Below are 23,044 nucleotides of genomic sequence, written 5' to 3'. Positions count from 1 at the left end.
TTCAAGTTAGAGATTGCTTCGCGTTGCTCGCAATGACAATGATTAGAGATATTTCAGGGCTTCGGGGATGAGGGCGGCTGCGTCGGCGGAGTCGCCCAGGTTCTCGTAGGCCTTGGCCACGGCCTTTTCTGCCGCAGGGTCCTTGACCCCCAGGGTATGGAGCGCAAGCACCGCCTCCATCTTGGCGCCAGTGAGTACGCCCATGCCGGTGACGCCAGAACCTTCCACGTTCCCGAGAGCCTGAAGCATGGTGGCCGCACGGTCCTTGAGGGTGAGCACCATCTGTTCGGTAGTCTTCTTGCCCAGGCCCTTGATTTTCCCTAGGGCGCTCTTGTTGTCGCTGGCAATCATGTTCAAAAGGTCGGCGGGGGAGACTCCGCTCAGAATCCGCTGGGCCATCTTGGGACCCACGCCGTTCACGTCCAGAAGCATCAGGAACAAATCCTTTTCGGCCTGGTCCGCAAATCCGAAGAGGGTCATGGAATCTTCACGGACCACCAGGTTCGTGTACAGGAGCACCTCGGCGTTTTCGTCGGGGAGCATGCCGCCCGTGCGTGCGGAGATGTTGACTCCGTAGCCGATGCCTGCCACGTCCACCACCACGAAGGTGGGGCTTTTCTGTATCAGTTTTCCGCGAATCTGTTCAATCATGTCTTACCTTGCAATTCGGCCTGTTGGTCAATGAGTCTCTGTGGGTATTCCGGGTCCAAATCCCTACGTTCTTCCAGGCGGCGCTGCATCTCTTTGGTGAGGGCCACCACCTGTGCGCCCTGATGGCCTTCCAGGTAGGGCTCTACGGAAATGGTTTCCAGCACGTCCAGGTAGAAATGGTACTGTTCTCTGGGGTGGTAGCTTACCAGCTTGTCGTGCTTGCGAAGCCCGATAATCTCGTTTCCGCCAAAGTAGATGGGCACGATGTCGCGCTTGCAGCCGATGGCGAACCTGGCCGCCCCCTTCTTGAAGTCCCACGGCTTGCCCGGTTCGGAGCGTGTACCTTCGGGGAAGATGATGAGGTTGTTCCCTTGGTCTGTGGTGCGTTTCACTTCCATCATCTGCTGGTCGAAGGATTCTGAATTGAGGATGTAGATGGAATTTACGATTCCGGAGACAAAGCGGTTCTTGCCGAGAGCCCCCTTCACGATGCAGTCGGCGTTGGGGATGATGGAAAACAGCAACACCACGTCTAGCAGGGAAGGGTGGTTGGCGATAATGATCTTGGAGTGGAGTCCCTTGAGGCGTTCACGGTGTTCCACCTTGAATTTGGAACCCCTCAGCAACACCAGCTGCCAGATGAGAATCTTGAGCGCGATGTGGATGGCGTAACGGGCCCACCGGCTGAACCGTTTCCGCGAAAAGCCGGAAAGGAGAAAAAGTGTCGGAAATACCACGGAGGCCTGGACAAGACTACCCAACCCGAAAAAGAAGAAGGTCTGTAACTTCACGTATGTCCGCCAGGCGTAGGCTATTCGTTGGAAAAAAGTCATGTCTCTCACGATGTAGCGTTTCTATTCGGAAAGATAAAAAAAATTGGGTAAACAAGCTATATTTGAGTCATATGAAACTGTTTTTGGCAATGTTCCTGTGTCTTGCGCTAACGTCTGTGGCGTTTGCCGATGTCTTTGCAAGTCCTTTGACGGTGGAGCGTTCCAAGGAACTTGCCCAGGTGCTTTCGGCCATGCAGCAGCAGAAATACCTACGGGGGAGTTTCAGGCAGGTGCGGACCGTCAAGAAAATCAACCGGGACTTTGTCTCCACGGGGAGTTTCGTCATCGCGGATACCCTGGGCATCTTGTGGAATATGGAAAAGCCCTTCCAGAGCCTTACCGCCATCACCCGCGACAAGATGCTCCAGAAAAATGCCTCCGGGGCGGTTTCCCAGATGAACATGAAGGACAACGCGGTTTTTGGCCAGGTTTCCCAGACCATTCAGGGAATTTTTTCGGGCAACCGCAAAATGCTGGAAGAACGATTCCAGATTTTCTTCGAGATGGGGAAGGACGGACTTTGGACCATCGGTCTTGTTCCCAAGGAAAGCGTCATCAAGAAGCAGATTTCGTCGGTGGTGCTCTCGGGCCACAAGTGGCTGGAGAAGGTGACCCTCTCCGACGGAGACGGGAATCCCATCCTCTACGAATTTTCCAAGGTGGAAGGGGGCATCTCCCTCACTCCCGAAGAATCCGCCCTGTTGCGCTGATGGAGCCTGCGGAGTTTCATGGATAAGCCCGAAAAAAAACGGATGAACAAGTGGGGGATTCTCCTCTGGGGAATCTTGCATGTCGCCATCATTGCGCTGGGCTTGAACGCTAGCCCCTGGAAAATCGATTCAAACCTTTTCTCCGTTTTGCCGCCTTCGCAGGTGTCGGCGGGTCTGGGTGATGCCGACGCCGAGCTTTCCCGCAGGACCATGGGCCAGATGACGGTGCTTGTGGGCCATAGCGATTTCGAAAAGGCGAAGGCGGCGGCAGACGAATTCGACCGGGCGCTGCGCGGGAATGGCCAGCTGGAAAAGGTAAGCTACCTGGTGTCGGACAGCTCTATGGACGAAGCCCGTGCCTTCGCCAGGGAATATCGCTATGCATTGCAGAGCGAAGCGTTTATGGACCGCGTTCGCCAGGGTGGGGGAGCCTTCTTGAAGCAGAACGCCCTGGAAAAAATCTACGGAGGCTTTTCCATGGCAAGCCTCGAGAACCTGGACGAAGACCCCTTCTTGCTTTCGGCCCAGGCCTTCGAGGATGTTCTGGGAAACCTCTCCTTCATGAGCAAGAACGTGGAACTCCGGGATGAGCGTCTTGTGCTGCGGGATTCCCTACGGACCTACGTCATGTGGTCTGCAAGCCTTGTTCCGGGTGCATCCACCTTCGGTGGCGACGGTAGCGCCCTCCAGATTATTGAACAGAAGATTTCGGAACTGAAAGGGTTGGATTCCGCCCTGGTGGTGGCAACCACAGGAGTGCCGTTCCACAGTTACGAAAGTTCTTCCCGGGCGCAGCTGGAAGTGGCCGTGATTTCGGGAGTGTCCATCGTGTTGCTCCTGTTGCTGATCCTTTCCACCTACAGGTCTGCCGTACCCCTGGCGCTAACGCTTTTTTCCATTGGTATCGCCATCGTTTCGGCCCTGTCGGTCTCCTGGACGCTTTTCGGTTCTATCCATATTTTCACCTTCGTGTTCGGGACCAGCGTCATCGGCGTGAGCATCGACTACGCCATCCATTTCTTTACGGGCTGGAAGATTCGGGAAGAACGGCTGGACGGTGGCGGTGTACGTGGCCTGATTTTCAAGGGACTTGTCCTGGGATTCATGACCACGGAACTTTCGTACTTGGCTCTCACCTTCGCTCCCTTCCCGCTGCTCCGGCAGATGGCGGTTTTCTCCATGGCGGGGCTTGCCAGCTCCTTCTTGACCATTACGCTTTTGTTTGCGGCCCTGCCTGCCGCGAAGACCCGCGCTCCTGCGGGTTTCGCCCTTGGAATGGTTTCAAAGGTCTTGGATTGTTACGGAAAATGGCTTGGGGTGTTCAAAGCGAAAAAGTGGGCGTCGCTTGCGGTGGCTGCTTTGGTCGTCGCCGTCGCAGCCGTAGGAATTTACCGCGTGCAGTGGGGTACGGACCTCAAGTCCCTCTACACCATGTCGTCTGCGCGCCTTGCCCAGGAAAAGCTTTCCATGGAACTTCTGGATTTCGGCTCTTCGGGCAGTTACTTCTTGGTGAAGGGGAGCTCCGTCCAGGAGGTGCTGGAGCGGGAACATGCCTTCTGCAAGCGCTTGGAGCGGGAACGTGCCGACGGCGTGCTGCAGAACTACCTTGCCATTAGCAGGTTTGTTCCGCCCCGTTCGGTTCAGCAAGGAAATTTCGAAATACTTTCTCGGGCCATGGATTCCCTGACTGTCACTGAGATGCACAGGGAACTTGGACTCCGGTCCGATTCGGCATTCCGCACTTCGATGGCCCGGGGCCTGAAAGTTCTTGAGCCCGAAGGCAGGTTGCCCGCCAATTTCGAAAAACTTCTGAACAGCCTCTGGATTGGCCGCGTAGGGGATTCCTACTACAGTGCGGTGATGCCTCTCCATGTTCATGACGCCGCCAAGCTTACTGGCCTTGCAGGTGAGGGCATCTACTTTATGGACAAGGTAAACCAGATTAACGAGAACCTGACGCGGCTTTCTTTGACCGCCCTTGCCCTAGTTGGGGTTGCCTTTGTGCTGGTGTTTGCGGTACTGCTGTTCATTTACGGGTTTGCCGGGGCGAGTTCCATTATGCGGATTCCAGTATGCGCCTCCTGCCTTGCGGTGGCGCTGTTCGGCTATCTGGGTGTACCTTTCAATTTCTTTGCTACGGTGGGAATTATTCTTACCCTCGGTATAGGCATCGATTACTCCCTGTTTTTCAGGGAGGGGCGCGGGAGCGCCGTGACGGTACTTGCCATCGCGCTATCGGCCCTGACCACCATCCTCTCTTTCGGGAGCCTTTCTTTCAGCGGATTTTCGCCGGTATCCACTTTTGGCCTTTCCGTGTTCTTGGGAATTCTTTTCAATTTTATCCTGTCTCCGTTTGCGGGTTCTAGGGGTAAATAGGTCGCTGTGGCAATTGCGTTCGTGGTTCTTTTTTTCTATAATTGGCGTGGAATAATTGAAATGCTTAGGAGTGTCCATGAGTGATAAGAAGCAGGTTCTTGTGACCGGAGCTAGTGGCGGAATCGGTTCTGCCATTGCAGAAGCCGTTGCCCAGGCAGGTTATGCCGTTGTTGCGGGCTACAACAGGGGCAAGACCAGGGTCGATGAACTTATACAAAGGGTCCAGGCTGCCGGTGGAGAAATCCGTGGGCTTCAGCTCGACATTTCCGACCGCGATCAGTGCCGGGAAGTATTGACCAAAGATATTGAGGAAAACGGAACTTATTACGGTCTGATTCTTAATGCAGGCGTTTGTGCCGACATGACCTTTGCTGGCATGAGCGGGGATTCCTGGGACAAGGTGGTGGATACCAACCTGGGCGGTTTTTACAATGTGGTTCAACCTCTGGTGATGCCCATGTGTCGTAAGCGCATTGGCCGCATTATCACCATCTCCTCGGTTTCCGGCGTTATCGGCAACCGGGGCCAGGTAAACTACAGCGCCTCCAAGGCGGGCATCATCGGGGCTACCAAGGCCCTGGCCACTGAACTTGCCAGCCGAAACATCACGGTGAACAGCATCGCGCCGGGCGTTATCGAGACCGAAATGATCAAGGACGCTCCCCTGGACATTATCTTGCAGGCCGTGCCCATGAAGCGGGTGGGCAAGCCCAGCGAAGTTGCCGCCACGGCAGTGTTCCTGCTTTCGGAAGGGGCGGCCTACATCACCCGCCAGGTGATTTCTGTAAACGGAGGTCTCGCATGACCCGTAGGGTTGTTGTTACGGGAGGTTCCTGCATTTCGGCCTTGGGTTCCGAGATGGACGAAATTTTCGACAGCCTGAAAAAGCTGGAGAACAAGGTGGTCCGCATGGACGAATGGGACAAGTACGTGCAGATGAACACCCGTCTGGCGGTTCCGGTGAACTACCAGTTTCCTGAAATGCCCCGCCGCAAGGTACGCGGTATGGGCCGTGTGGCACTGCTGGCTACGGTGGGCGCCCAGAAGGCCCTGGAATGTTCCGGGCTTCTGGAAGACCAGGATTTCTTGCATTCCGGACGTGTCGGCGTGGCCTACGGGTCTTCCATGGGCTCCGTGATGCCCTTGGTAGATTTCTTCTCCATGATTGTCACCAACGACAGTTCGAAAATTACGGCTACCACCTACATCAAGTCCATGCCTCAGACCTGCGCCGTGAACATCGGCGTGACCTTTGGGCTTACGGGCCGCATGATTACCACCAACACGGCCTGCACCTCCGGAAGCCTTGCCATCGGTAACGCCTACGAGGCCATCAAGTACGGCAAGCAGGACGCTATGGTGGCAGGCGGTGCCGACGAGCTGGACCCCACGGAATCTGCCGTTTTCGATACGCTTTTTGCAACGTCCGTCAAGAACGATACGCCCAAACTCACTCCCGCCAGCTATGACCGGGACCGCGACGGCTTGGTTATTGGCGAAGGAAGCGGCACCTTGATTCTCGAGGAATACGAGCATGCCCGTGCCCGCGGTGCAAAAATTTATGCGGAACTGGTGGGCTTCGGTAACAATACCGACGGCGACCACCTGACCCAGCCCAAGCAAGAAACTATGCAGCGGGCTCTGGAACTGGCCTTGGAAGATGCGGGAATCACTCCCGATGCCATCGGCTATGTGAACGGTCACGGAACAGCCACCAAGCATGGCGACCGGGCCGAGACCTGGGCCACCTACAACGCCCTGAAGGGCCGTAGCGCCCCCATCAGCAGTCTCAAGAGCTACATCGGGCATACCCTGGGCGCTTGTGGCGGTATCGAGGCCTGGACGTCTATCCACATGATGAACCGGGGCTGGTTCAGCCCCAACCTGAACCTGAAAAACGTGGACCCGGAATGCGCCCCGCTGGACTATATCGTCGGTGACGGTCGCGAGATGGATGTGGAATACGTGATGAGCAACAACTTCGCCTTCGGCGGAATCAACACGTCCCTCATTTTCAAGAAAGTGTAAATCCTTTTAGCGACGGGAATCCCCGTCGTTTTTCCATCATCGTCATGCCCCACTTGTTGGGGCATCCGCTGGATATTTTTACTGATGGTCTGGACGTCGTCCGGATTAATACAGTTCCTGTAAAGTCTCCGGCGCAAGCTTGCTCAAGAGTATGGCCTTGTCCCGCTTTTCCCTTAGGCTCTTGCGGCTTTTCCAGAGGATTGCGATGACCGACGGGTGGGCCGTCACAAAGCGTGCGGTCTTGATCCCGAGGGACTTGGAAAGGGCGTAGGCGATGTGGGGGAGACATTCCCTGTTTTCGCTGGAAAAAGCCATCGGGATTCCTTGCAGTCCGGCTACCAGGTAGGGGACGGAAAAGCACTTGCCGCCGGCGTGGTGCATCCTCAGGGCATAGTCGAGAATCTGTGCCGGAATAGGCAGGCTTGCATCGAAGGCCCCGGTCCGCTGGACTATCCGCCTGGAAAAGACCGCAATTTCGGGTCTTGGGCAGGCCACATACCGCAGGGGTGCATCCTCTTCGATAGGTTCGATTCCCCTGGACTTGTGGAGCCTAAAGCCGCCGACGAATTTCACGGACTTCTTGTCGCCGTCTTCTATGGAGGCGTATCGAAGTCTCGGGGCGAAAGCGTCCACCATGGGGAATGCGGAGATGTTTTCGGCCAGGCTGTTCAAAAATTCTCGGTCGATGGTTACGGCGCTGCTTGCAAAGACGATCCATTCCGCGTCGCTTTCGTTCAGCCTTTCGTTGAAATTGTCCGTAAAGAACCAGCCCAGGGCCGGGTCGGTAAATGACGGCTTTGTCTCGGTAATGTCAGGCGAATCCCAGACAAAAACGTCGAACTGCCGCATAGCGTTTAGCCCTAGAAATTAAACCGCAGGCCGGCCCGGTGTTCCATCCCGAGCCCTTGGGCCAGGTATGAAAAGCTGTAGTCTAGGGCGAACAAGCCCATGCTGTAGCCGAGGCCGAGGCTCAAGAAGCGTGCCTCGTTGGATTCGTCGGGCCTGCTCCGGTCTTGAATCAGCTCCAGGGCGTCCCGTTTCAGGTCCAGCCATGTCCGGGTGAAACCGCCCCGTATGGCGAAGTACTTGCCCAGCAGGTACTCGGCGCCGATATTCAGGCGAGGCTCTGCATACCGCGGAAAATTCGTTTCGCCAAAGACTGTCAACTTCGGGAGACTCTTGGGGCGCATGAATCCGGAAAGGGCGAACACTTGCCCCATGGGGTAGTATTCGTCTTCGCCGTCGTCCACGTAGTCCCGCAGCAGGCAACCGAAATCGCGGGCCACAAGTGCCAGTCCCCACAGCTTGTTTTCGGATTGCCAGGAAATGCCCCAGTCGAAGGCCGCCCCGAAGGCGGTACGGTCACCCTCTTCGTCGGCGAGCCTGTCGCTTGCGAACTTGAGGGTGGCGCCGAACTGGAAATGCTTCATGGGAAATGCTACCGTGGCGGTGACCAGCTGGCTCAGGGGGTTGTAGTCCTTGCCGGTCTCGTTGCCGTATTCGTCATAGCCTTCGATAGTTCCGTAGTCCAGCCAGTTGTACGAAATCTGGTACAGGAATCGTTTGAAGTCTCGGGTGTAGTATAGGGAACCCTGGTTTTCGGAGAATTCGCCGGTCTGCCAGTGCATGCCGACGGTACGTTCCTTTCCTTCGGGCATCCGGAGAGCGGCCGGGTTCAGTTGGGCGATGCTCGGGTCGGCGGATGGTGCTGCAGCTGCGGATTTTTCAAGGGCCGCATTTCGGGGGCTGTCGAAGGTGGACATGAAGGAGAAAACTTCCTGACCGGCATCGCCTTGCGAAAAGTAGGCCTGTGCCTCGAACGCGGTGGCAAGCAGAGCTAGCGCTACCACCTGGAAGTTTATCTTCTTGAACATAGGCTAAATTTACAAAATTTGCCTTTACAAAAAGGCAAAAGTTTCTATATTTGGGTCGCTCGGGCTACTAGCTCAGTTGGTAGAGCAACGCCCTTTTAAGGCGTGGGTCGAAGGTTCGAGCCCTTCGTAGCTCAGTGAAAAGCCGGTTTCGTTTTCGGAACCGGTTTTTCTTTTTTTCAGCCCCCCCCCCCGACTGACCATAATTAAATGTTATGGTAAACCTGGTTATGAACGTCATGGCGGCCTGATATTCCATCTCGTCATGGCGGACCTGATCCGCCATCTAGCATATCTTTTCTCTGCTTTTTATTTATATTCTTGTTGTTAAGGAGGGTGAAATGGATTGTCGCGTTTTAGTCCGGTTTATTGGCGAGGGGGCAGACCTTGCCCTTCTGTGGCAGGCCTTTATGGAAAAATTTCCGGAGGCGGAACTCCCTAGCGAAGATTCGGGAGATTGGTATTCCGTGGACCCCATCGTGTCTGACGAATACGAGTGTCGCTTCGAAGAACTGCCGGAAACGGAGCTTTTGGCCATGGACGGCAACATGCTGGTGGAAGACGAACCTCCCGAAGACGTGTTGGACGGCCTGCTGGAAATGTTCCCGAAGGTGTTTGCCGTATTCAAGTGGTCTACCGTAGAGGTAGGCGTGGGTTGCGGTGTCAGCGAAGCTTGGGGGGAGTTTATCCCGGATCGGGCTGACGACTACTCCGACGAAGCCAACGAGATTTCCGAAGCGGTATTGGGGTTCTGAAATGTGTAATGTGGAATGCGGAATTAGTAATGAGTTGTCAGTTATCAGTATTGAGTCTGTAATTTGGCGCCTTCGGCGCGATCATAAAAACTCATAACTCATTACTCACTACTCACAACTCTTTGACCGCCTGCTTGAGTTCCCTGGTGGCAGCCTCCGGATCGGCGGCCTTCATGATGGCGGAGACGACGCATATGCCTGCGATTCCCGAATCTTTCAGCACGAAGATGTTGTCTTTGTTGAGCCCGCCGATGGCATTCACCGGGATGGGAACGGCTTTTACGATTTCCTTCAATGTCTCTACTGGTGTGATGACGGTTTTCACGTGGGTTGTGGTGGGGTAGATGGCGCCGCAGCCCAGGTAATCGGCCCCTTGTTCAAAGGCTTCCAGGGCCTGGGGCACGGTCTTGGTGGTGGCTCCGACGATTCTTTCTGGCCCCATCAGCCTTCGGGCGTCCCGGACAGGCATGTCGGATTGCCCTACATGAACACCCTCGGCTCCGATAGCCAGGGCCACATCCACACGGTCGTCTATAATCAGCGGAATTCCGTACCGGGTGGTGATTTCGTGGGTGGCACGGGCTAGTTCCATATATTCGCGGGTACTCCGGTCTTTTTCCCGCAGCTGAACGATGGTGGCACCGCCCCTGCAGGCGGCCTCCACCACAGGTAAGAACCGGTTTTCTGCAACACAGGTGCTGTCGGTAATGAAATAAAGGGTGGTGTCGAGTGGCTTCATTGTAGCAAGAATAATAGAAAAAAAAGTACTTTTTCGCCCTTAATAGTGCAATTTGGACTATCGCATGCTATCAGTTTTTTGGCCAGAGAATGCGCCATTTTCTGTTTTTTTAAGTATATTTTGGGTGAGTATGTGTTTAGGTGTATTATTGCGGAAGCATTCTACCGATAAGAGGCGGGGCTTTACCCTCATAGAAGTCATGATTGTCATCGTGATAATGGGCTTGCTTGCGGGTATTGCGGTACCGAACATTATGGGTTTGATAGAACGGTCTAGAGAAAACATAGACCGGCTAAAGCTGTTTTATCTGAGAGAAGCGCTGAACAGGGCGCTTGTTGATGATGCGAACGCTCTCATGAACACTGCCTATACAAGTGGCAATAAGGCCAATCAGGACTCGTTAACCAAATATCTAAAAGGCACTCAGGGCGTAACTCTTTTTGTAATTGAAGTCAAGAATGGCGTATCCATCAATGTACAGGGGTCTCACGGAAAAGCAAACAATAGCGTCAACATGTGTCAGCTTATAGGTGACGGGGGTACTTGGTACAATGCTTTGATGGAAGCAGGATTTGAAGGAGTAGCCGACATCGTAGCGTCAAGACTTGACAAAACCGATTATAGCAAATTAGACCAGTCAAATACAAGTTATTATGCGAAAAAAGATGGTAGTAATTGGCGGACATACCCCAAGAGTCCAATGTTTATAAGCAAGGCATTGAACCAGGGTGACTGCTCTGGAAATTACCGTCTGACAATGAACTTCAGATGGTCTGGCGGAGACGCAAGCAGCCGTTCCGTTGAGGTGGCCCTGCTGCCCAGTAGCGGAAACATGAACAATAAGGCCTTCAAGACCGAACACGGAGTTTGTTTCTCGACGGAAGGTGACAATGCTTGCAAATCCTTCAGCAAGAAATGTGACTAGTGCTAGGTGCTCGGTACGGGTTGGATCTTTGGGCTAGAGTGTTTTGGTATATGGAAAAGAAAGCAAAGCGTTGTAGGCGGGGCTTTACCCACATAGAGGTCATGATTGTCATCGTGATTATGGGCTTGCTTGCGGGTATCGCTATTCCTAACATTTTTGGCATTATCGAACGGTCACGCGAATAGATCGATTTGTTAAAGTTCTATTACTTGAGAAATGCGTTGAACAGGGCTCTGGTTGAAGACGGAGATGCCCTGACGAAAACCACAACGGTAAAGAAAAAAACAGCGACCAAATGACTACTCTAACCACGACAATGAAAAACGGACTTTCTTCAAATAGAGGGGCGACGCTTTTTGTTATAGAACTGCACAATGGTTTGTCGATAAATGTGCAGAACAGTCATAACCAAGCAAACAATACACACAACATCAGCGAAATAATCGGTACCAGTGGAACATGGTACAATGCATTGAACGAAGCCGGGTTTGAAGGCGTTGCAGATATTATCGCTGGAAGAATTACAGGCAACTACAAAAAAGAGACCGACACCTATACATCTTTTTCTTGGAATGACCATAACAACAATGATGCACAATGGTGGCGTACAGCTCCTAAAAAGCCCATGTTTATCAGTGAGGCCTTAAATAAGGGCGAAAAAGACGAGAACACCCGCTACACTGTTAGTGTCCGGTGGAGTGGTGTAAATCATCCCGGTGGTTCGCTAGAGGTGTACTTGCTTCCTAACGGCAAAAATTACAACTACGCCTTCTATAGTAAGCATGGTGTATGCTTTTCTACTCTGGGCGATGCCGGCTGTAACGGCGGCAAGAAAAAGTAGACCTACACGTAAAGGTAATCGTTCAGCACAGGCTGTAAGCCTTCGCCCGAGATGTCAGAGTACATGGCGTTAAAACTGCGACCGTCGTTGATTTCGAACTGTTCGTCGCCACCTTCCCCGTCATCGTGACCGCTGTACTTGCTTTCGTGGTCGCCAATTCCGGTAGAAACCCCAGCAGAAACTTTAGTCGCCGCAATCTTCACGATGCCGTTGCGGAATTCCTTACTTTCGCGGCTCGAGACCGTAATGCCCACGTACGGCAAGAAGATACGATAGGCGCAAAGCACCTGGCAGAGTTCTTTTTCGTGAACATCCAGCGGGTCAATCTTGTCGTTATTGATGATGGGGCGCAGTCTCGGGCAGCTTAAGCTCATTTCGGCATGCGGATATTTCTTTTGTAAGAAATACACATGGAGTGCCGAGGCAAGCGCATCGCGACGGAAGTCCGAAAGTCCAAGAAGTGCGGAGAATGCCACTCCTCGCATGCCGGCCATTAGTGCTCGTTCCTGGGAATCGAAACGGTAGGGGAATACGCGCTTGTGGCCTAGCAGGTGAAGTTGTTCAAAACGCACCTTGTCGTAGGTTTCCTGGAAGACAGTCACGTAGTCCACGCCGCATTCGTGCAGGTAGCGGTATTCGTCCACATTGACCGGGTAGACTTCTACGCCCACCATGCGGAAATACTTGCGGGCTAGCTTGCAGGCTTCACCGATGTATTCCACACTGCTTTTCGCGCGGCTTTCGCCGGTGAGAATCAGGATTTCTTCCATGCCGCTGTCGGCGATGACCTTCATCTCGTGCTCGATCTGCTCCATGGTGAGTTGCATGCGCTTGATATGGTTGTAGCAGTTGAACCCGCAATAGACGCAGTAGTTCTCGCAGTAGTTCGCGATGTAGAGCGGCGTGAAGAAATAGACGTTGTTGCCGAAGTGCTTGCTGGTCTCGATTTTTGCCTTGGCGGCCATCTGTTCCAAATACGGAGCGGCAGCAGGGGAGAGCAAAGCCTTAAAATCTTCCAAGGTGCAGCGTTCGTGTTCCAGGGCGCGCTTTACGTCCTTGCCGGTGTATTTGGAGTAATCGTAGTTTTCGGATTCGGCAAGTACCTTGTCGGCAATGTCCGACTGGATGATTTCCATGCCGGGCAAATAGTCCATTATATTAGTGCGGGCGCTGGGGTCGTTTTCAATGCGGTGCTTTTTCGCGAGAGCGCCTTCCGAAAGGTTCCCGGAATCAAACAGGTAGTTATTGTCTTTTTTTTCGCTTTCCATTTTGGACGCAGTCATGCCCGTGACGGGCATCTCCATTTCAGGGCCGAATATAGAAATTCTTCACTTCCAACACCTGAGGCAAATGTCCTTCGGATGATATTCCTAATACCTAAAACCTACAACTTACTACCTATCACCTGGTAAAGCCAAGTAACGCAATTTTTTCGCCGGCGGCGCGGGTGTAGAACAGTATGGCTGATTTTTTGCCCTTTGGCTTTAGGCGCTTGATTTCGGAGTCGGGGTCCAACTTGACACCCCGCAACTTCAAGGTGATTTTACCGATGTCATGTTCCTTGAGCATGGAGCGTACAGCCCCGGTGGAAATTTCTGAGTGGGCGACAATCTCGTAGCAGGTAAATCCAGGTGTAGGGAGCGGCAAGTCGCTGGCCACGTAGGCGATGCCCTCCGAAATCAGATGGGCTTGCGGGTCGCTGGAGAGGGCGGCTGCGTTGAACAGGTGGCTACGGATAAGTACCGGTGCAGGCTCCGCAATGTATGTGGCGATATCGCCGATGGGCAGGTCGCTCCTGCTGGTGGATGTGCGGTAGGTACGGTCTTTGCCTTCTAGGGAATCGTTTCGGTCCAGCTTTTCTTGGAGGTCTTCGTCCAGAGTTTCGAGAGAACGTTCCCGTGGGCGGCTCCATTCGGCAAGGGCATTACCGTTCTTGCCGACCATCACGGCACGGACCGTGTCTGGATTCTTTGCAAGGCTCCCGAATAGCACCAAGCATTCTCTGCAATCCGAATGTCCGCCCAGATACAGGATTTCCGTGCCGTCGGGAATTTCTGCGGGTGGGTATCCCGGAGGTAGCTTGACCATGCCGCCCTGGTAATGCTTGCTGATTTCAACCACTTCTTCCAGGGTGGGCGTGAGGTTCCGTAGGTCACGCTGGTTTTCGCCTTCTAGGGCCCGGCGAGCCGGATCGATGGTGAAAAATTTTGTATTTGTCATGCCCGCGGAGGCGGGCATCTCCCTTATTTTTGCCACCTCCCGCACGTCGGCGCAGACAACTTCTGCATTTTTACCGCAGGTTTCCATGTTGTGACGGTACATGGCGATGCGGTTTTCGTCCAGATCGACACCGACAACCTTGAAGGAGGCTGGTATAAAGAAACTGTCGCCTCCCATGCCGCAACAGAGGTCGTGGACGGTACTTGCACCGGATTTGCTGCCATCGCCATCGTTACCTGCAGACCACAGGTTCGCCTTCCAGCGGCCAATGTCCTGGGCGGTACTCTGTTCCAGGGCCAGCTTGTCGCACAGGAGGAACCTGTTCTTGTCATTTGCGAGCAGACAACCGAACTTTTCTTGAATTTTCGGCAGCAGGGCCATGTAGTCCATGATGGCGGACCTTTCCTCGTTGCTGTAGCCCGCCTTGCTCAAGGCTGTAGAAACCTGCAATGCATCCAGCCTGCGCTTGATGGCGACTTGGATGAATTCCTGGATTTGCGGGGATGTAATCAAGCTTGCGGAGAACATGGCTATTTTTCGGAATCGTCCTTGAGGCATCGGACGGACTCGGCAAAGTCCCGGTTGGTGTCGGAAACTTGAGCCGTATCTTTGTCATAATCTAAAAAGAGAATATAGACATCGATGTGCTGGTACTGCTCGGCCCGGTGGAAGTCCTCTACCTCTGTGGAAGACCAAATTCCCGTGTGGTATCCCTTATTGTAATAGTGATCGGTATACACTCGCAAATACCCGCTAGCCATGGCGGAGAATTGGTAATCGTCGGTACCAGTACATTCGTTCCATGCTGGTTCCCAACCTTCTTTTGCCTTCAGCCTTGCTCCGGCAATGGATGGGCCTCCGGCATTCTCGACTAGGGTCGCCAATTCATCCTTGCTGGGAATGTGCCAGCCCTTTGGGCAAATGCCCTGTACGGGGTAGGTGAGGGAACAGGCCTTTTGGTATCCGCATTCTTCGTCGCTTTTACCTATGGCGGTCATCCAGTTGTAAAGTCTCCCGTACTTTTCGCAGTTGGAGTTGTCGTCTTCATAGCACCAACTTTCGACTAGCGAGTCTAGGGAGTATTTCAGGTTCTCTGCCATCCAGGTCTGGTTTCCGATTTTAACCGTCTTGTAGGTCCTGTTGTCTCGAGCGTCCTTGAATTCTCCGGTAACCACGGAATCGGGACTCAGACCAGAAAAAGAAGAGGAAGATTCGTTTTCCGAATCGGCAAAAGATAGATTGTCGAAATAATCCTTTAGAGCATCTGCGGAAGATTCACTTTCGGAACAGGCGAAAATGAAAACTGCAATAAGGAAAAATCCAACAAGACGGAACATCTTACCCCCGTTTCAGTTCCAGCACGTAGTCGGCGTCGTTTACGAAGTCCTGGGCGTGCTCGATGGCAATAACGGTGTGGCCCGCCTCGGTAAGCCCACGAATCAGGTCCAGCAGGTGGCGGATGTCGCCCTGGTGCAGCCCACGCGCAGGCTCGTCAAAAAGGAACAGCGTGCCCAGCGCCTTCGCACGGGCAAGGGCAATAGAGAGCCGAAGCCTTGCCCGTTCCCCACCTGAAAGGTGGGCCGTGGTCTGCCCCAGCTTCAGGTAGTCCAGACCTGTATCCACAAGAGGCTTCAGCTTGTCGGCAAAGGGCTTCAGGTTGGTGAACAGCTTGTAGGCTTCTCCGATTTCCAGGTCGTAGATGTCGGCGATGGAAAGGCTCTTGAAACGGACTTCCAGGATTTCGTCCTTGAAACGCCTGCCCAGGCATACGGGGCATTCCGATTCCTCGTAGCCGGCCGGGTCAAAGATGACGCCCTCGCCCTTGCAGTTTTCGCACCGGCCTCCGGGAGCGTGGGTGGCGAATTTTGCGGCGGTGTAGCCCCGGACCTTGCTTTCGGGGAGTTTTGCGAACAGGTCACGGAGTTGCGAGCCCAAGTTGATGGCCGAGGCCACGGTGCTGCGGCGGTTGCCGTGAAAATCTCCTGTGGAAAGTACGGACAGGGCCTCTATGCCCAGGTTCTGGAATTCTCCTTTTTCTGCACGGGGGACCAGGTTCTTGAAGAACAGGGTAGATTTACCGCTGCCGCTTTGTCCGGTGATGACGCTGAACTTTTGTGTGGGAAAATTCGCCGTCACCGGATTCATGTCGTACATGGAAAAGTTTTCGATGGCGATGGATGTGACTGTGCGACGGGACTTGCCTTTTGTCATTCCCGGCACCGACCGGGAATCTCTTTTTGGGGCTTTTGAAGGGAGATCCCCGCCTTCGCGGGGATGACGATGTGATAATTCCCTAATCCACCTACCCGTAGGCGACTCCGGATTTTCCAGCACGTCCTTCGCCTTGCCTTGGAACAGAATCTCTCCGCCTTTTTCTCCGGCGCCGGGACCCATTTCGATAATCCAGTCCGCCTTCTGGATGAGGGAGGGGTTGTGGTCGATAAGTACCAGCGTGTTCCCCCGGTCCCGAATCTGCCGGAGCACGTTCCAGAGTTTCTCCACGTCGTTGCTGTGGAGCCCGCTGGCAGGTTCGTCCAGGCAGATCAAAAGTCCGTTCAGAAGTCCCGTAGAAAGGCTGGAAAGCCTTAACCGCTGGATTTCGCCACCTGAAAGGGTCGCTCCGGAGCGCCCAGGCGTCAGGTAGCCGATTCCCAGCTGGTTGATGGCGTCAATTCGGTCCAGCAGGGCGTTCAGCACGGGAGCTTTGCCCTTGGAAATTTTCTTGCTCAAGGTGTCACGGATAAGCCCGCCCAGATTCTGGAAGGGTGTCTCCAGAATCTGCCTCCAGGACACGAAATTGCCTGACGCATTTTCGGTCACGATTCCCGAATTCAGCAGGAACTTTTGGAGCCTAAGGCCTTCGCAGTGGCTGCAGGTCTCGCCGGATTCGTCCACTCCGGCTCCTTTACATTCAGGGCACGCCCCTTCCCGGGAATAGGGAGAAAACATCCTTTCGTGGAGAAAGGGGGCTTCTGCTTCTTTGTGGTCTTTGCAGTGGGGAACGGTGCTGTATTCCGTAATCCCGTTTTCGGTAAGTACTGCCACCTTGTGGTGGGTGAGCTTCAGTGTGGCGTCCACCGCTTCGGCGATTCTTGTGCGGGAATTTTCCCTGACGATAACCCGGTCCACCACAATCTGGAAAACCTTGGGCCGCTCTTTCTTTTGTTCTTCGGTCAGGTCCCCTAGGGAGACGGTCTCGCCGTCGGCCATGGCCCGTGTGTAGCCCTGGGAAAGGAACAGTGCCGAAAGCTTGTCCAGGTTCTGTTTTTTTGTCTCTACGGTGGCCAGAAATTGAATTTTACTGCCCGTAGGCATCTGTGCGACGGCCTGTATAATCTGTTCCCGCGAGGTCATCTCCATGGGCTTGCCGCAAATAGGGCAGGCTGGGGTGGCCAGAGGGGCGAAAAGTGTCCGGAGTGGAGCGTCGCATTCCGAAAGGGAAAGGGCGTAGGACTTGGTGGTGGTCTCCCCGTGGCAGGCCTCGACGGCGATACTTGCCGGGAGGTTCTCGGCAGATTCCAGGGGAATCACCCTGCATCCGCCTAAAAAGTCCGCGGCGAAGGGGGAGAGGGTTTCCAGGTAGCGCCTTTTGGATTCTCCGTGGAGGGTGTCCAGCACCAGGGTGGACTTTCCGCAGCCCGAAGGCCCGCAAACAACAGTCACGCTACCCAGCGGGAACTGGGCGTCCACGTTTTTCAGGTTGTGCAACCTGCAGCCGCGTATAGAAATAAAGCTAGGCTTGTTCATCTTCGCTGCCCGACTGCTTCCCGTTATGGACATCTTCCAGCGTAGCCTTCCAGTTCCAGGTCTTCTGGGCTGCTTCGGGCCAGTGGCAGATGGTCCACACCAGGCTGTTTCCGCAAAGGATAATGGACCAGACTCCAAATATCAGGAACAGCATCAAGGGCAAAAACGCCAGCGACCCGTAGAAAATGGACATGCGGGTCACCATGGCGGTCTGGATGAGCATCAGGATTTTCACGTAGATGTTGATGGCCACCCAGGAAACAACCGTAGACAGAAGCGAGGCGAGCAGAAGCTGGCTGCGGGAATAGGGCCTCACACCCTTGGGCCTGGAGGGCAGGGCGTAGAGCATCAGGAAAATCAGCAGCATGGTGGCACCGTGGAAGGCCGCATACCAGAAGGCGGTAATAAGCACCTTCAGCACCTCGGGCGAGAAATGGAAACCATCCACCACGATCATGTTCAGCACATCTTGCACGTGGTTCACGAACCCCGCGAACATGCCGATGAAACCTGCAAAAATTACCAGGAAGGGTGTATAAACCTCGATCTGGCGGATTAGCGTCCTGGAAATCTTGTTTTCCCACACTACGTTGAAGTTGGTCTCCAGGCTGCCAAAGGCGAGAATGAAGGTGACGAACAGACCTGCCGCACCGATAAAGCCAAGCCTTCCGATGGGGATGTGCTCCGCATTCCTCACCAGTGCCATAATGGGTTCCGTAGGCCAGTCCAGGTTCAGAATGTCCAGCAAAATGGGTAGGTAGTCCGACATGAAGTTCGCAAGACCCACCGCCAGGGTAATGGAGGTCAACAGGATAAGCAGGGGAACTACGGCCACCAGGGTGGTGTAGGTAAGGCTCGCCGCACGGGTCATGCCGTGGTAGTACAGGAAGGACTTTCCTGTAACGATGATAATCTTCACGAATGTGGGGGACCTGTCGGCAATGGCGTCGAAAAGTCTTTCCCACGAGAAATTTTTCCACCAATTGGGCATTTTCGCAAAAAATGTAGAAAAATATATGGCTATTCTGGGTGGAACGGACGTCGTTTGATGTTTACTGAGATGTTGTCTATAGACAACAAAAAAAGCATATTGGGGGTACTTTTGGGGGCTTTTTAGAAATAAATTTCTAGGAAAAGTGCTTGAAAACAACAAAAACGGTATGTAAAAAAATTTCAACACCTTGATAAATTGTCAATGGAAAGATTTTACCAAAAATGTGGAAAAAGGCCACTTTTGTCTATATTCACATTGGGGAGATGGCTGGATATGAAGATGAAGAAAAAGAAGTTCTCTGAAATGCTGTCGTTGACGGTGTTTTTCTCTTTTGTAGCCCTTGCTGCTACAGGATCTTTTGCGGCACCCCGTCAAATGGAAAAATTGACCCGCGGTCTTGCTATTTCGAACGTGGGAACGGGGGTGTTGGTCAGTTGGCGCCTGCTGGGAACCGAAAGCCCCGATACGGAATTCAACCTGTATCGCGATGGTGAAAAAATCGCATCCATTTCCAAGAATGCGGGAACGAACTACCTGGATGCCGCTGGCACGACAGCGTCCAAGTATGAGGTTGCAGCCGTTGTCTCGGGCAAGGAAGGTTCCAAATCTACGGTGGAAATTGTTTTTGACAAGAATTACAAGGACGGCACCAGCAAGGTCACCTTCCCTTACCGGACGTACAAGCTTTCGGCTCCTGCTGGTGGAACGACTCCTTCTGGAACGGATTACGTTTATTCTGCAAACGATATGAGCGTAGGCGACTTGGATGGCGATGGCCGTTATGAACTTGTCGTAAAATGGGATCCGAATAATTCCAGGGATAATTCGGAAGCGAAGGAGGGCTATTATACAGGCAATGTGATAATCGATGCCTATAAGATTGAAGCGAACGCGGAAAGTGCCGAGTTGCTTTGGCGTATTGACCTGGGTAAGAACATCCGCGCTGGCGCCCATTACACCCAGTTTATGGTCTATGATTTGGATGGCGACGGTATCGCCGAAATTGTCTTGAAGACCAGCGACGGTACGGTAGATGGCAAGGGGAAGGTCATTGGTGACGGTTCCAAGGATTACCGGACCACCTTGGGAACCATCATGTCGGGTCCTGAGTTCCTGACAGTGTTCAGTGGCAAGACCGGCGAGGCTATCCACACCATCGATTATTGGCCCGCCCGCGGAAAAATCAAGGGCGATACCTATGGCAACCGCGATAACCGCATGCTTGCAGGAATTGCCTATCTCGATGGTGTTCACCCTAGCGTCATTATGAGTCGCGGTTATTACACGGAATTTTTTGTGGCCGCCTATGACTTTGACGGAAAAGAACTGAAACCGCGCTGGCTCCACAGTTCCGACAAGGCTGACCAGGGACTTTATGGCGAAGGAAACCACAATCTCTCTGTAGGCGATTTGGATGGCGACGGCTTTGACGAGATTGTCATGGGCTCTGCGGCGCTCAAGCATGACGGAACCCTTCTTTATCGCACCGGCTTTGGTCATGGCGATGCCATGCACCTCTCCGACATGGACCCGGACAAACCAGGATTGGAAGTTTACGACGTTCACGAAGAAACTGACAACAAGTATAGCGAAGAATTTCGCGACAAAGATGGCAATGTGGTGTGGGGAACGCTCCAGTCTTCTTTGACCTGTAAAGATAAAAACGGCAATACGCATTCTGGTTGCGACAATGGCCGTGGCCTTGCTGCGGATATCGATTCCACGAACCGTGGTTTTGAAATGTGGTCTGGCACCAGCGGCGGAATCCGCACGGTGAGCGGAACGACCCTTTCGACTACGTCTCCTTCGGTAAATTTCCGCATTTATTTCGACGGCGACCTGCAAGACGAACTTCTTGACGCATCTGGCTCACCGAAGGCCGGAACATATGCTTATAATGTGGGCGGGAAATTGGAGAAATGGAATTCCTCGAATAAGACGGTAGACCGCTATTTTAGTTTTTACAATGTCGAAGGGTCTTCCCTGAACAATTATACCAAGGCAAATCCCTGCTTGGTGGCAGATATCTTTGGCGATTGGCGGGAGGAATTTATTACCCGTGCCGGCGACGACCAGAATAAAATCATCGTGTTCTCGACTCCGGTAACTAGCCCCTACAGGCTTTACACGCTGATGCACGACCCGCAATACCGCGTGAGTGTGGCCTGGCAGAATGTGGCCTATAACCAGCCTCCCCATGTGAGCTACTACCTGCCCGACATGGTGAAAAAGCTGACCAAGCCAGATATTTACATAGTCGGGGATGAGCAAACTTCAAATGAGGAAGATAATCCATCGTCGGTAGCCATAAACAATGCCTTTGGCGGGAACCTTCGGTACAATCCTTCTACGGGCGCCCTGTATGTTTCCAAATCGGGGTATGTGCAGGTTGAGTTTTTCAATCTGAACGGTTCGTTGGTTGGAGGCTCGTCCAAAAATGCCTTGGCTGGAGAATCCGTTTTCTTTGCGGGTCAGGAATCTCTACCGAAAGGCCTGTACGTGATGAAGGTGAAGTTCGACGGCAAGGTCGTGCAGCGGGCCTTTTTTAGGAATTAGGCGATGCTTTCCAGAATCTGGCAGATCTTCGTTGTCGCTTCGATGATTCTCGTCCCGATGGTGTGTGCAAAGATTACCATCTATATGTGTGGCGATTCCACCATGCAGGACTGGAACGAGGGTTACTATCCTAAACGGGGTATAGGCCAGGAATTCCAGTATTTCTGGAATTCGGACAATGTGGTTGTTGTAAACAAGGGTGCTGGGGGCACGGCGGCAATGACCTACTACAACAAGAATTGGGCGGCAGTCAAGTCTAGCCTTAAATCCGGTGATTTTGTAGTTATCCAGTTCGGCATAAATGATCGTAACTATAGCAACGAAGAAGAATTTGTAACAGCGACAACGGCTATGGCCAATGAGGCGCTTGCTGCCGGAGCGACGCCTATTATAATCAATCCTGTCCGTAGGAGCGATTACCGTTGTAGTATGTCCACCGATAGGTATAAGGCATGTGAACCCTCCATGCTTCCAGATTCCGTTTATGAATCCTATCACGGCTATCCGATTCTGGCCCGGGAAATCGCGGCTTCGCTGAATGTACCCCTAATCGATATGGATACCCTTTCCCGTAATTACCTTTTGTCGGTGGGGCAGTATTATGCCCTTCACTATGTGAATATGGTGCTGGACGAGGGCGAGTATTCCACTTATGTCGATGGAAACAATGATAACCTTCACTTGCAGCAGAATGGTGCTACTGTATTTGGACGCATCACCACAGAGCAGATGCGTGTCCACACAAACGAAAAAGTTCGGAATCTTGCAAAAAATTTGGCCCCCATGTACCAGGTGGACGTGAAGGTGAGTCCTGCGGGTTCTGCAGAGGCCACGACCGTCAGTTCCTATTACCCGGCGGGAATGCCCGTGACCTTGAAGACGACCCCCAAGGAGGGCAAAACATTTGTGGGTTGGTTCGATGGTAAGGGAAACAAGTGTGCAAATTCAGTGACCACCGCTAAATCTGAATATATCTGCACTTTCACGATGGGAGCCGCCTCGACTCAGTACACAGCCGTTTATGGCGGAGGAAAGGCTCAGGTTTATGGTGGAGATGGTACCCCCCTAACAAAATTTCCAGAAGGGGTTCCTAAACAAATAGAGGGGGTGACACCCACAGGGGCTGTTGAAATTGTCGACATAGAAACGCTTGACAAGGATATAAAAACATGGTTTGATGCCTCTGAACCGGATGGCTACGATGTCGGTTGGACTGAAAGTTCCAACGCTGGTTTTTCCTTTGGACCGGGCTACTGGAATTTTGACAACAAGGTAAACTCCTTTGCTTCTTACGAAATGGAATTTCCTTCGGCTGGTTATGTGACCATGGGGATTATCTATGCCAATGGCGGAAAAACTTCTAGGACTTTGAACATTTATTTGGATCATGATTATCTAGTAGATTGTCCTCCGACAGGTGATTGGTCAATTTACGACACGGCTTTTGTGAACCTTGACCTGGTGAAGGGCAAAGGGGAATTGAAATTTATTTCAACCACTTCTGATGGGGGCCCAAACATCGATGCCTTTGGGTTCAGCGTGGATAATATTTGCCGTGCTAACGACGATAACTGCGAAGTTGCGATGGGCCTACGCGGCGAAAGACTTCAGTTGCCTAGTGGTGGCCCGGCCCATGTGAGTGTGTATGACATGACTGGACGCCTGGTGGCCCAAAAGCATGTTGAAAATGCAACTGACATATCGCTATCTTCCATGGTTAAAATCACCGGTCTTTACCGTGTTTTGGTCCGGCAGGGGAGTGCCAGGTTCAGCGCTACTTGGGCCAAGGTGAAATAGC

Annotated in this window: 18 protein-coding genes, 1 tRNA gene and 1 pseudogene; 10 read left to right on the top strand and 10 right to left on the bottom strand. The window is 53.1% G+C overall.

Annotated features, from left to right (window positions below):
- Nucleotides 1-42: 42 nt before the first annotated feature.
- Complete coding sequence (ruvA, locus tag IKB43_07570) at nucleotides 43-651, bottom strand: Holliday junction branch migration protein RuvA (protein MBR2469993.1); 609 nt, start codon at nucleotides 649-651, stop codon at nucleotides 43-45.
- The gene (locus IKB43_07565) at nucleotides 648-1,484 is read right to left on the bottom strand and encodes a 1-acyl-sn-glycerol-3-phosphate acyltransferase (GenBank protein MBR2469992.1); all 837 of its coding nucleotides are present in this window, start codon (nucleotides 1,482-1,484) and stop codon (nucleotides 648-650) included. Before IKB43_07565 ends, ruvA begins: the two co-directional genes overlap by 4 nt.
- Nucleotides 1,485-1,555: 71 nt before the next feature.
- Here IKB43_07565 and IKB43_07560 point away from each other — a divergent pair, with 71 nt between their 5' ends.
- The 4 genes from IKB43_07560 (at nucleotide 1,556) to IKB43_07545 (ending at nucleotide 6,598) form a co-directional block, all read left to right on the top strand.
- A complete protein-coding gene (locus IKB43_07560; GenBank protein MBR2469991.1) occupies nucleotides 1,556-2,194 on the top strand; it encodes an outer membrane lipoprotein carrier protein LolA in 639 nt (212 codons plus the stop codon).
- Nucleotides 2,195-2,212: 18 nt separating this feature from the next.
- On the top strand, nucleotides 2,213-4,570 hold the full coding sequence (locus tag IKB43_07555; GenBank protein MBR2469990.1) for an MMPL family transporter: 2,358 nt from the start codon (nucleotides 2,213-2,215) through the stop codon (nucleotides 4,568-4,570).
- Nucleotides 4,571-4,646: 76 nt separating this feature from the next.
- Complete coding sequence (gene fabG / locus IKB43_07550) at nucleotides 4,647-5,375, top strand: 3-oxoacyl-ACP reductase FabG (protein ID MBR2469989.1); 729 nt, start codon at nucleotides 4,647-4,649, stop codon at nucleotides 5,373-5,375.
- The gene (locus tag IKB43_07545; GenBank protein ID MBR2469988.1) at nucleotides 5,372-6,598 is read left to right on the top strand and encodes a beta-ketoacyl-ACP synthase; all 1,227 of its coding nucleotides are present in this window, start codon (nucleotides 5,372-5,374) and stop codon (nucleotides 6,596-6,598) included. The genes fabG and IKB43_07545 overlap by 4 nt, the downstream gene beginning before the upstream one ends.
- Before the next feature lie 105 nt (nucleotides 6,599-6,703).
- On the opposite strand, the gene IKB43_07540 is transcribed toward IKB43_07545, so the two are convergent.
- The gene (locus IKB43_07540) at nucleotides 6,704-7,447 is read right to left on the bottom strand and encodes a hypothetical protein (GenBank protein ID MBR2469987.1); all 744 of its coding nucleotides are present in this window, start codon (nucleotides 7,445-7,447) and stop codon (nucleotides 6,704-6,706) included.
- An 11-nt stretch (nucleotides 7,448-7,458) separates the two neighbouring features.
- Nucleotides 7,459-8,472 (bottom strand): hypothetical protein, encoded by a 1,014-nt coding sequence (locus IKB43_07535; GenBank protein MBR2469986.1) that lies wholly within the window; start codon nucleotides 8,470-8,472, stop codon nucleotides 7,459-7,461.
- A 61-nt stretch (nucleotides 8,473-8,533) separates the two neighbouring features.
- Here IKB43_07535 and IKB43_07530 point away from each other — a divergent pair.
- Together IKB43_07530 and IKB43_07525 are read left to right on the top strand one after the other, a co-directional pair.
- Nucleotides 8,534-8,606: transfer RNA gene (locus IKB43_07530), tRNA-Lys, on the top strand.
- Between the two features lie 204 nt (nucleotides 8,607-8,810).
- On the top strand, nucleotides 8,811-9,224 hold the full coding sequence (locus IKB43_07525; protein ID MBR2469985.1) for a hypothetical protein: 414 nt from the start codon (nucleotides 8,811-8,813) through the stop codon (nucleotides 9,222-9,224).
- Between the two features lie 112 nt (nucleotides 9,225-9,336).
- Here the strand turns inward: IKB43_07525 and thiE are convergent, their stop codons facing one another.
- Nucleotides 9,337-9,963: a thiamine phosphate synthase gene (thiE, locus tag IKB43_07520; protein MBR2469984.1), complete on the bottom strand. Its 627-nt coding sequence runs from the start codon at nucleotides 9,961-9,963 to the stop codon at nucleotides 9,337-9,339.
- A 130-nt stretch (nucleotides 9,964-10,093) separates the two neighbouring features.
- Here thiE and IKB43_07515 point away from each other — a divergent pair, with 130 nt between their 5' ends.
- Both IKB43_07515 and IKB43_07510 read left to right on the top strand, forming a co-directional pair.
- Nucleotides 10,094-10,888, top strand: a complete 795-nt coding sequence (locus IKB43_07515; protein MBR2469983.1) for a prepilin-type N-terminal cleavage/methylation domain-containing protein — start codon at nucleotides 10,094-10,096, stop codon at nucleotides 10,886-10,888.
- A gap of 50 nt (nucleotides 10,889-10,938) precedes the next feature.
- Nucleotides 10,939-11,729 (top strand): annotated as a pseudogene (locus IKB43_07510) (prepilin-type N-terminal cleavage/methylation domain-containing protein).
- A 2-nt stretch (nucleotides 11,730-11,731) separates the two neighbouring features.
- Here IKB43_07510 and thiH read toward each other — a convergent pair.
- The 5 genes from thiH to IKB43_07485 form a co-directional block, all read right to left on the bottom strand.
- Nucleotides 11,732-12,865: a 2-iminoacetate synthase ThiH gene (thiH, locus tag IKB43_07505; protein MBR2469982.1), complete on the bottom strand. Its 1,134-nt coding sequence runs from the start codon at nucleotides 12,863-12,865 to the stop codon at nucleotides 11,732-11,734.
- A gap of 265 nt (nucleotides 12,866-13,130) precedes the next feature.
- Nucleotides 13,131-14,477 (bottom strand): methyltransferase domain-containing protein, encoded by a 1,347-nt coding sequence (locus tag IKB43_07500; GenBank protein MBR2469981.1) that lies wholly within the window; start codon nucleotides 14,475-14,477, stop codon nucleotides 13,131-13,133.
- Between the two features lie 2 nt (nucleotides 14,478-14,479).
- Nucleotides 14,480-15,286 carry a fibrobacter succinogenes major paralogous domain-containing protein gene (locus IKB43_07495; GenBank protein MBR2469980.1) on the bottom strand — a complete coding sequence of 269 codons (807 nt, stop codon included), beginning with the start codon at nucleotides 15,284-15,286 and terminating at the stop codon, nucleotides 14,480-14,482.
- A gap of 1 nt (nucleotide 15,287) precedes the next feature.
- Nucleotides 15,288-17,696 carry an ABC transporter gene (locus IKB43_07490; protein MBR2469979.1) on the bottom strand — a complete coding sequence of 803 codons (2,409 nt, stop codon included), beginning with the start codon at nucleotides 17,694-17,696 and terminating at the stop codon, nucleotides 15,288-15,290.
- A complete protein-coding gene (locus IKB43_07485; GenBank protein MBR2469978.1) occupies nucleotides 17,683-18,687 on the bottom strand; it encodes a YihY/virulence factor BrkB family protein in 1,005 nt (334 codons plus the stop codon). Before IKB43_07485 ends, IKB43_07490 begins: the two co-directional genes overlap by 14 nt.
- Nucleotides 18,688-18,993: 306 nt before the next feature.
- Between IKB43_07485 and IKB43_07480 the strand changes: the two genes are divergently transcribed.
- Nucleotides 18,994-21,246, top strand: a complete 2,253-nt coding sequence (locus IKB43_07480; protein ID MBR2469977.1) for a rhamnogalacturonan lyase — start codon at nucleotides 18,994-18,996, stop codon at nucleotides 21,244-21,246.
- A gap of 3 nt (nucleotides 21,247-21,249) precedes the next feature.
- Nucleotides 21,250-23,043, top strand: a complete 1,794-nt coding sequence (locus IKB43_07475; GenBank protein MBR2469976.1) for a carbohydrate-binding protein — start codon at nucleotides 21,250-21,252, stop codon at nucleotides 23,041-23,043.
- The last annotated feature ends 1 nt before the right edge of the window (nucleotide 23,044 follow it).

It is taken from the genome of Fibrobacter sp. (genome assembly GCA_017503015.1).
GTDB lineage: Bacteria > Fibrobacterota > Fibrobacteria > Fibrobacterales > Fibrobacteraceae > Fibrobacter.
The sequence above is the reverse complement of the archived record's forward strand: the minus strand, read 5'-3'. Positions and strand labels throughout refer to the sequence as shown.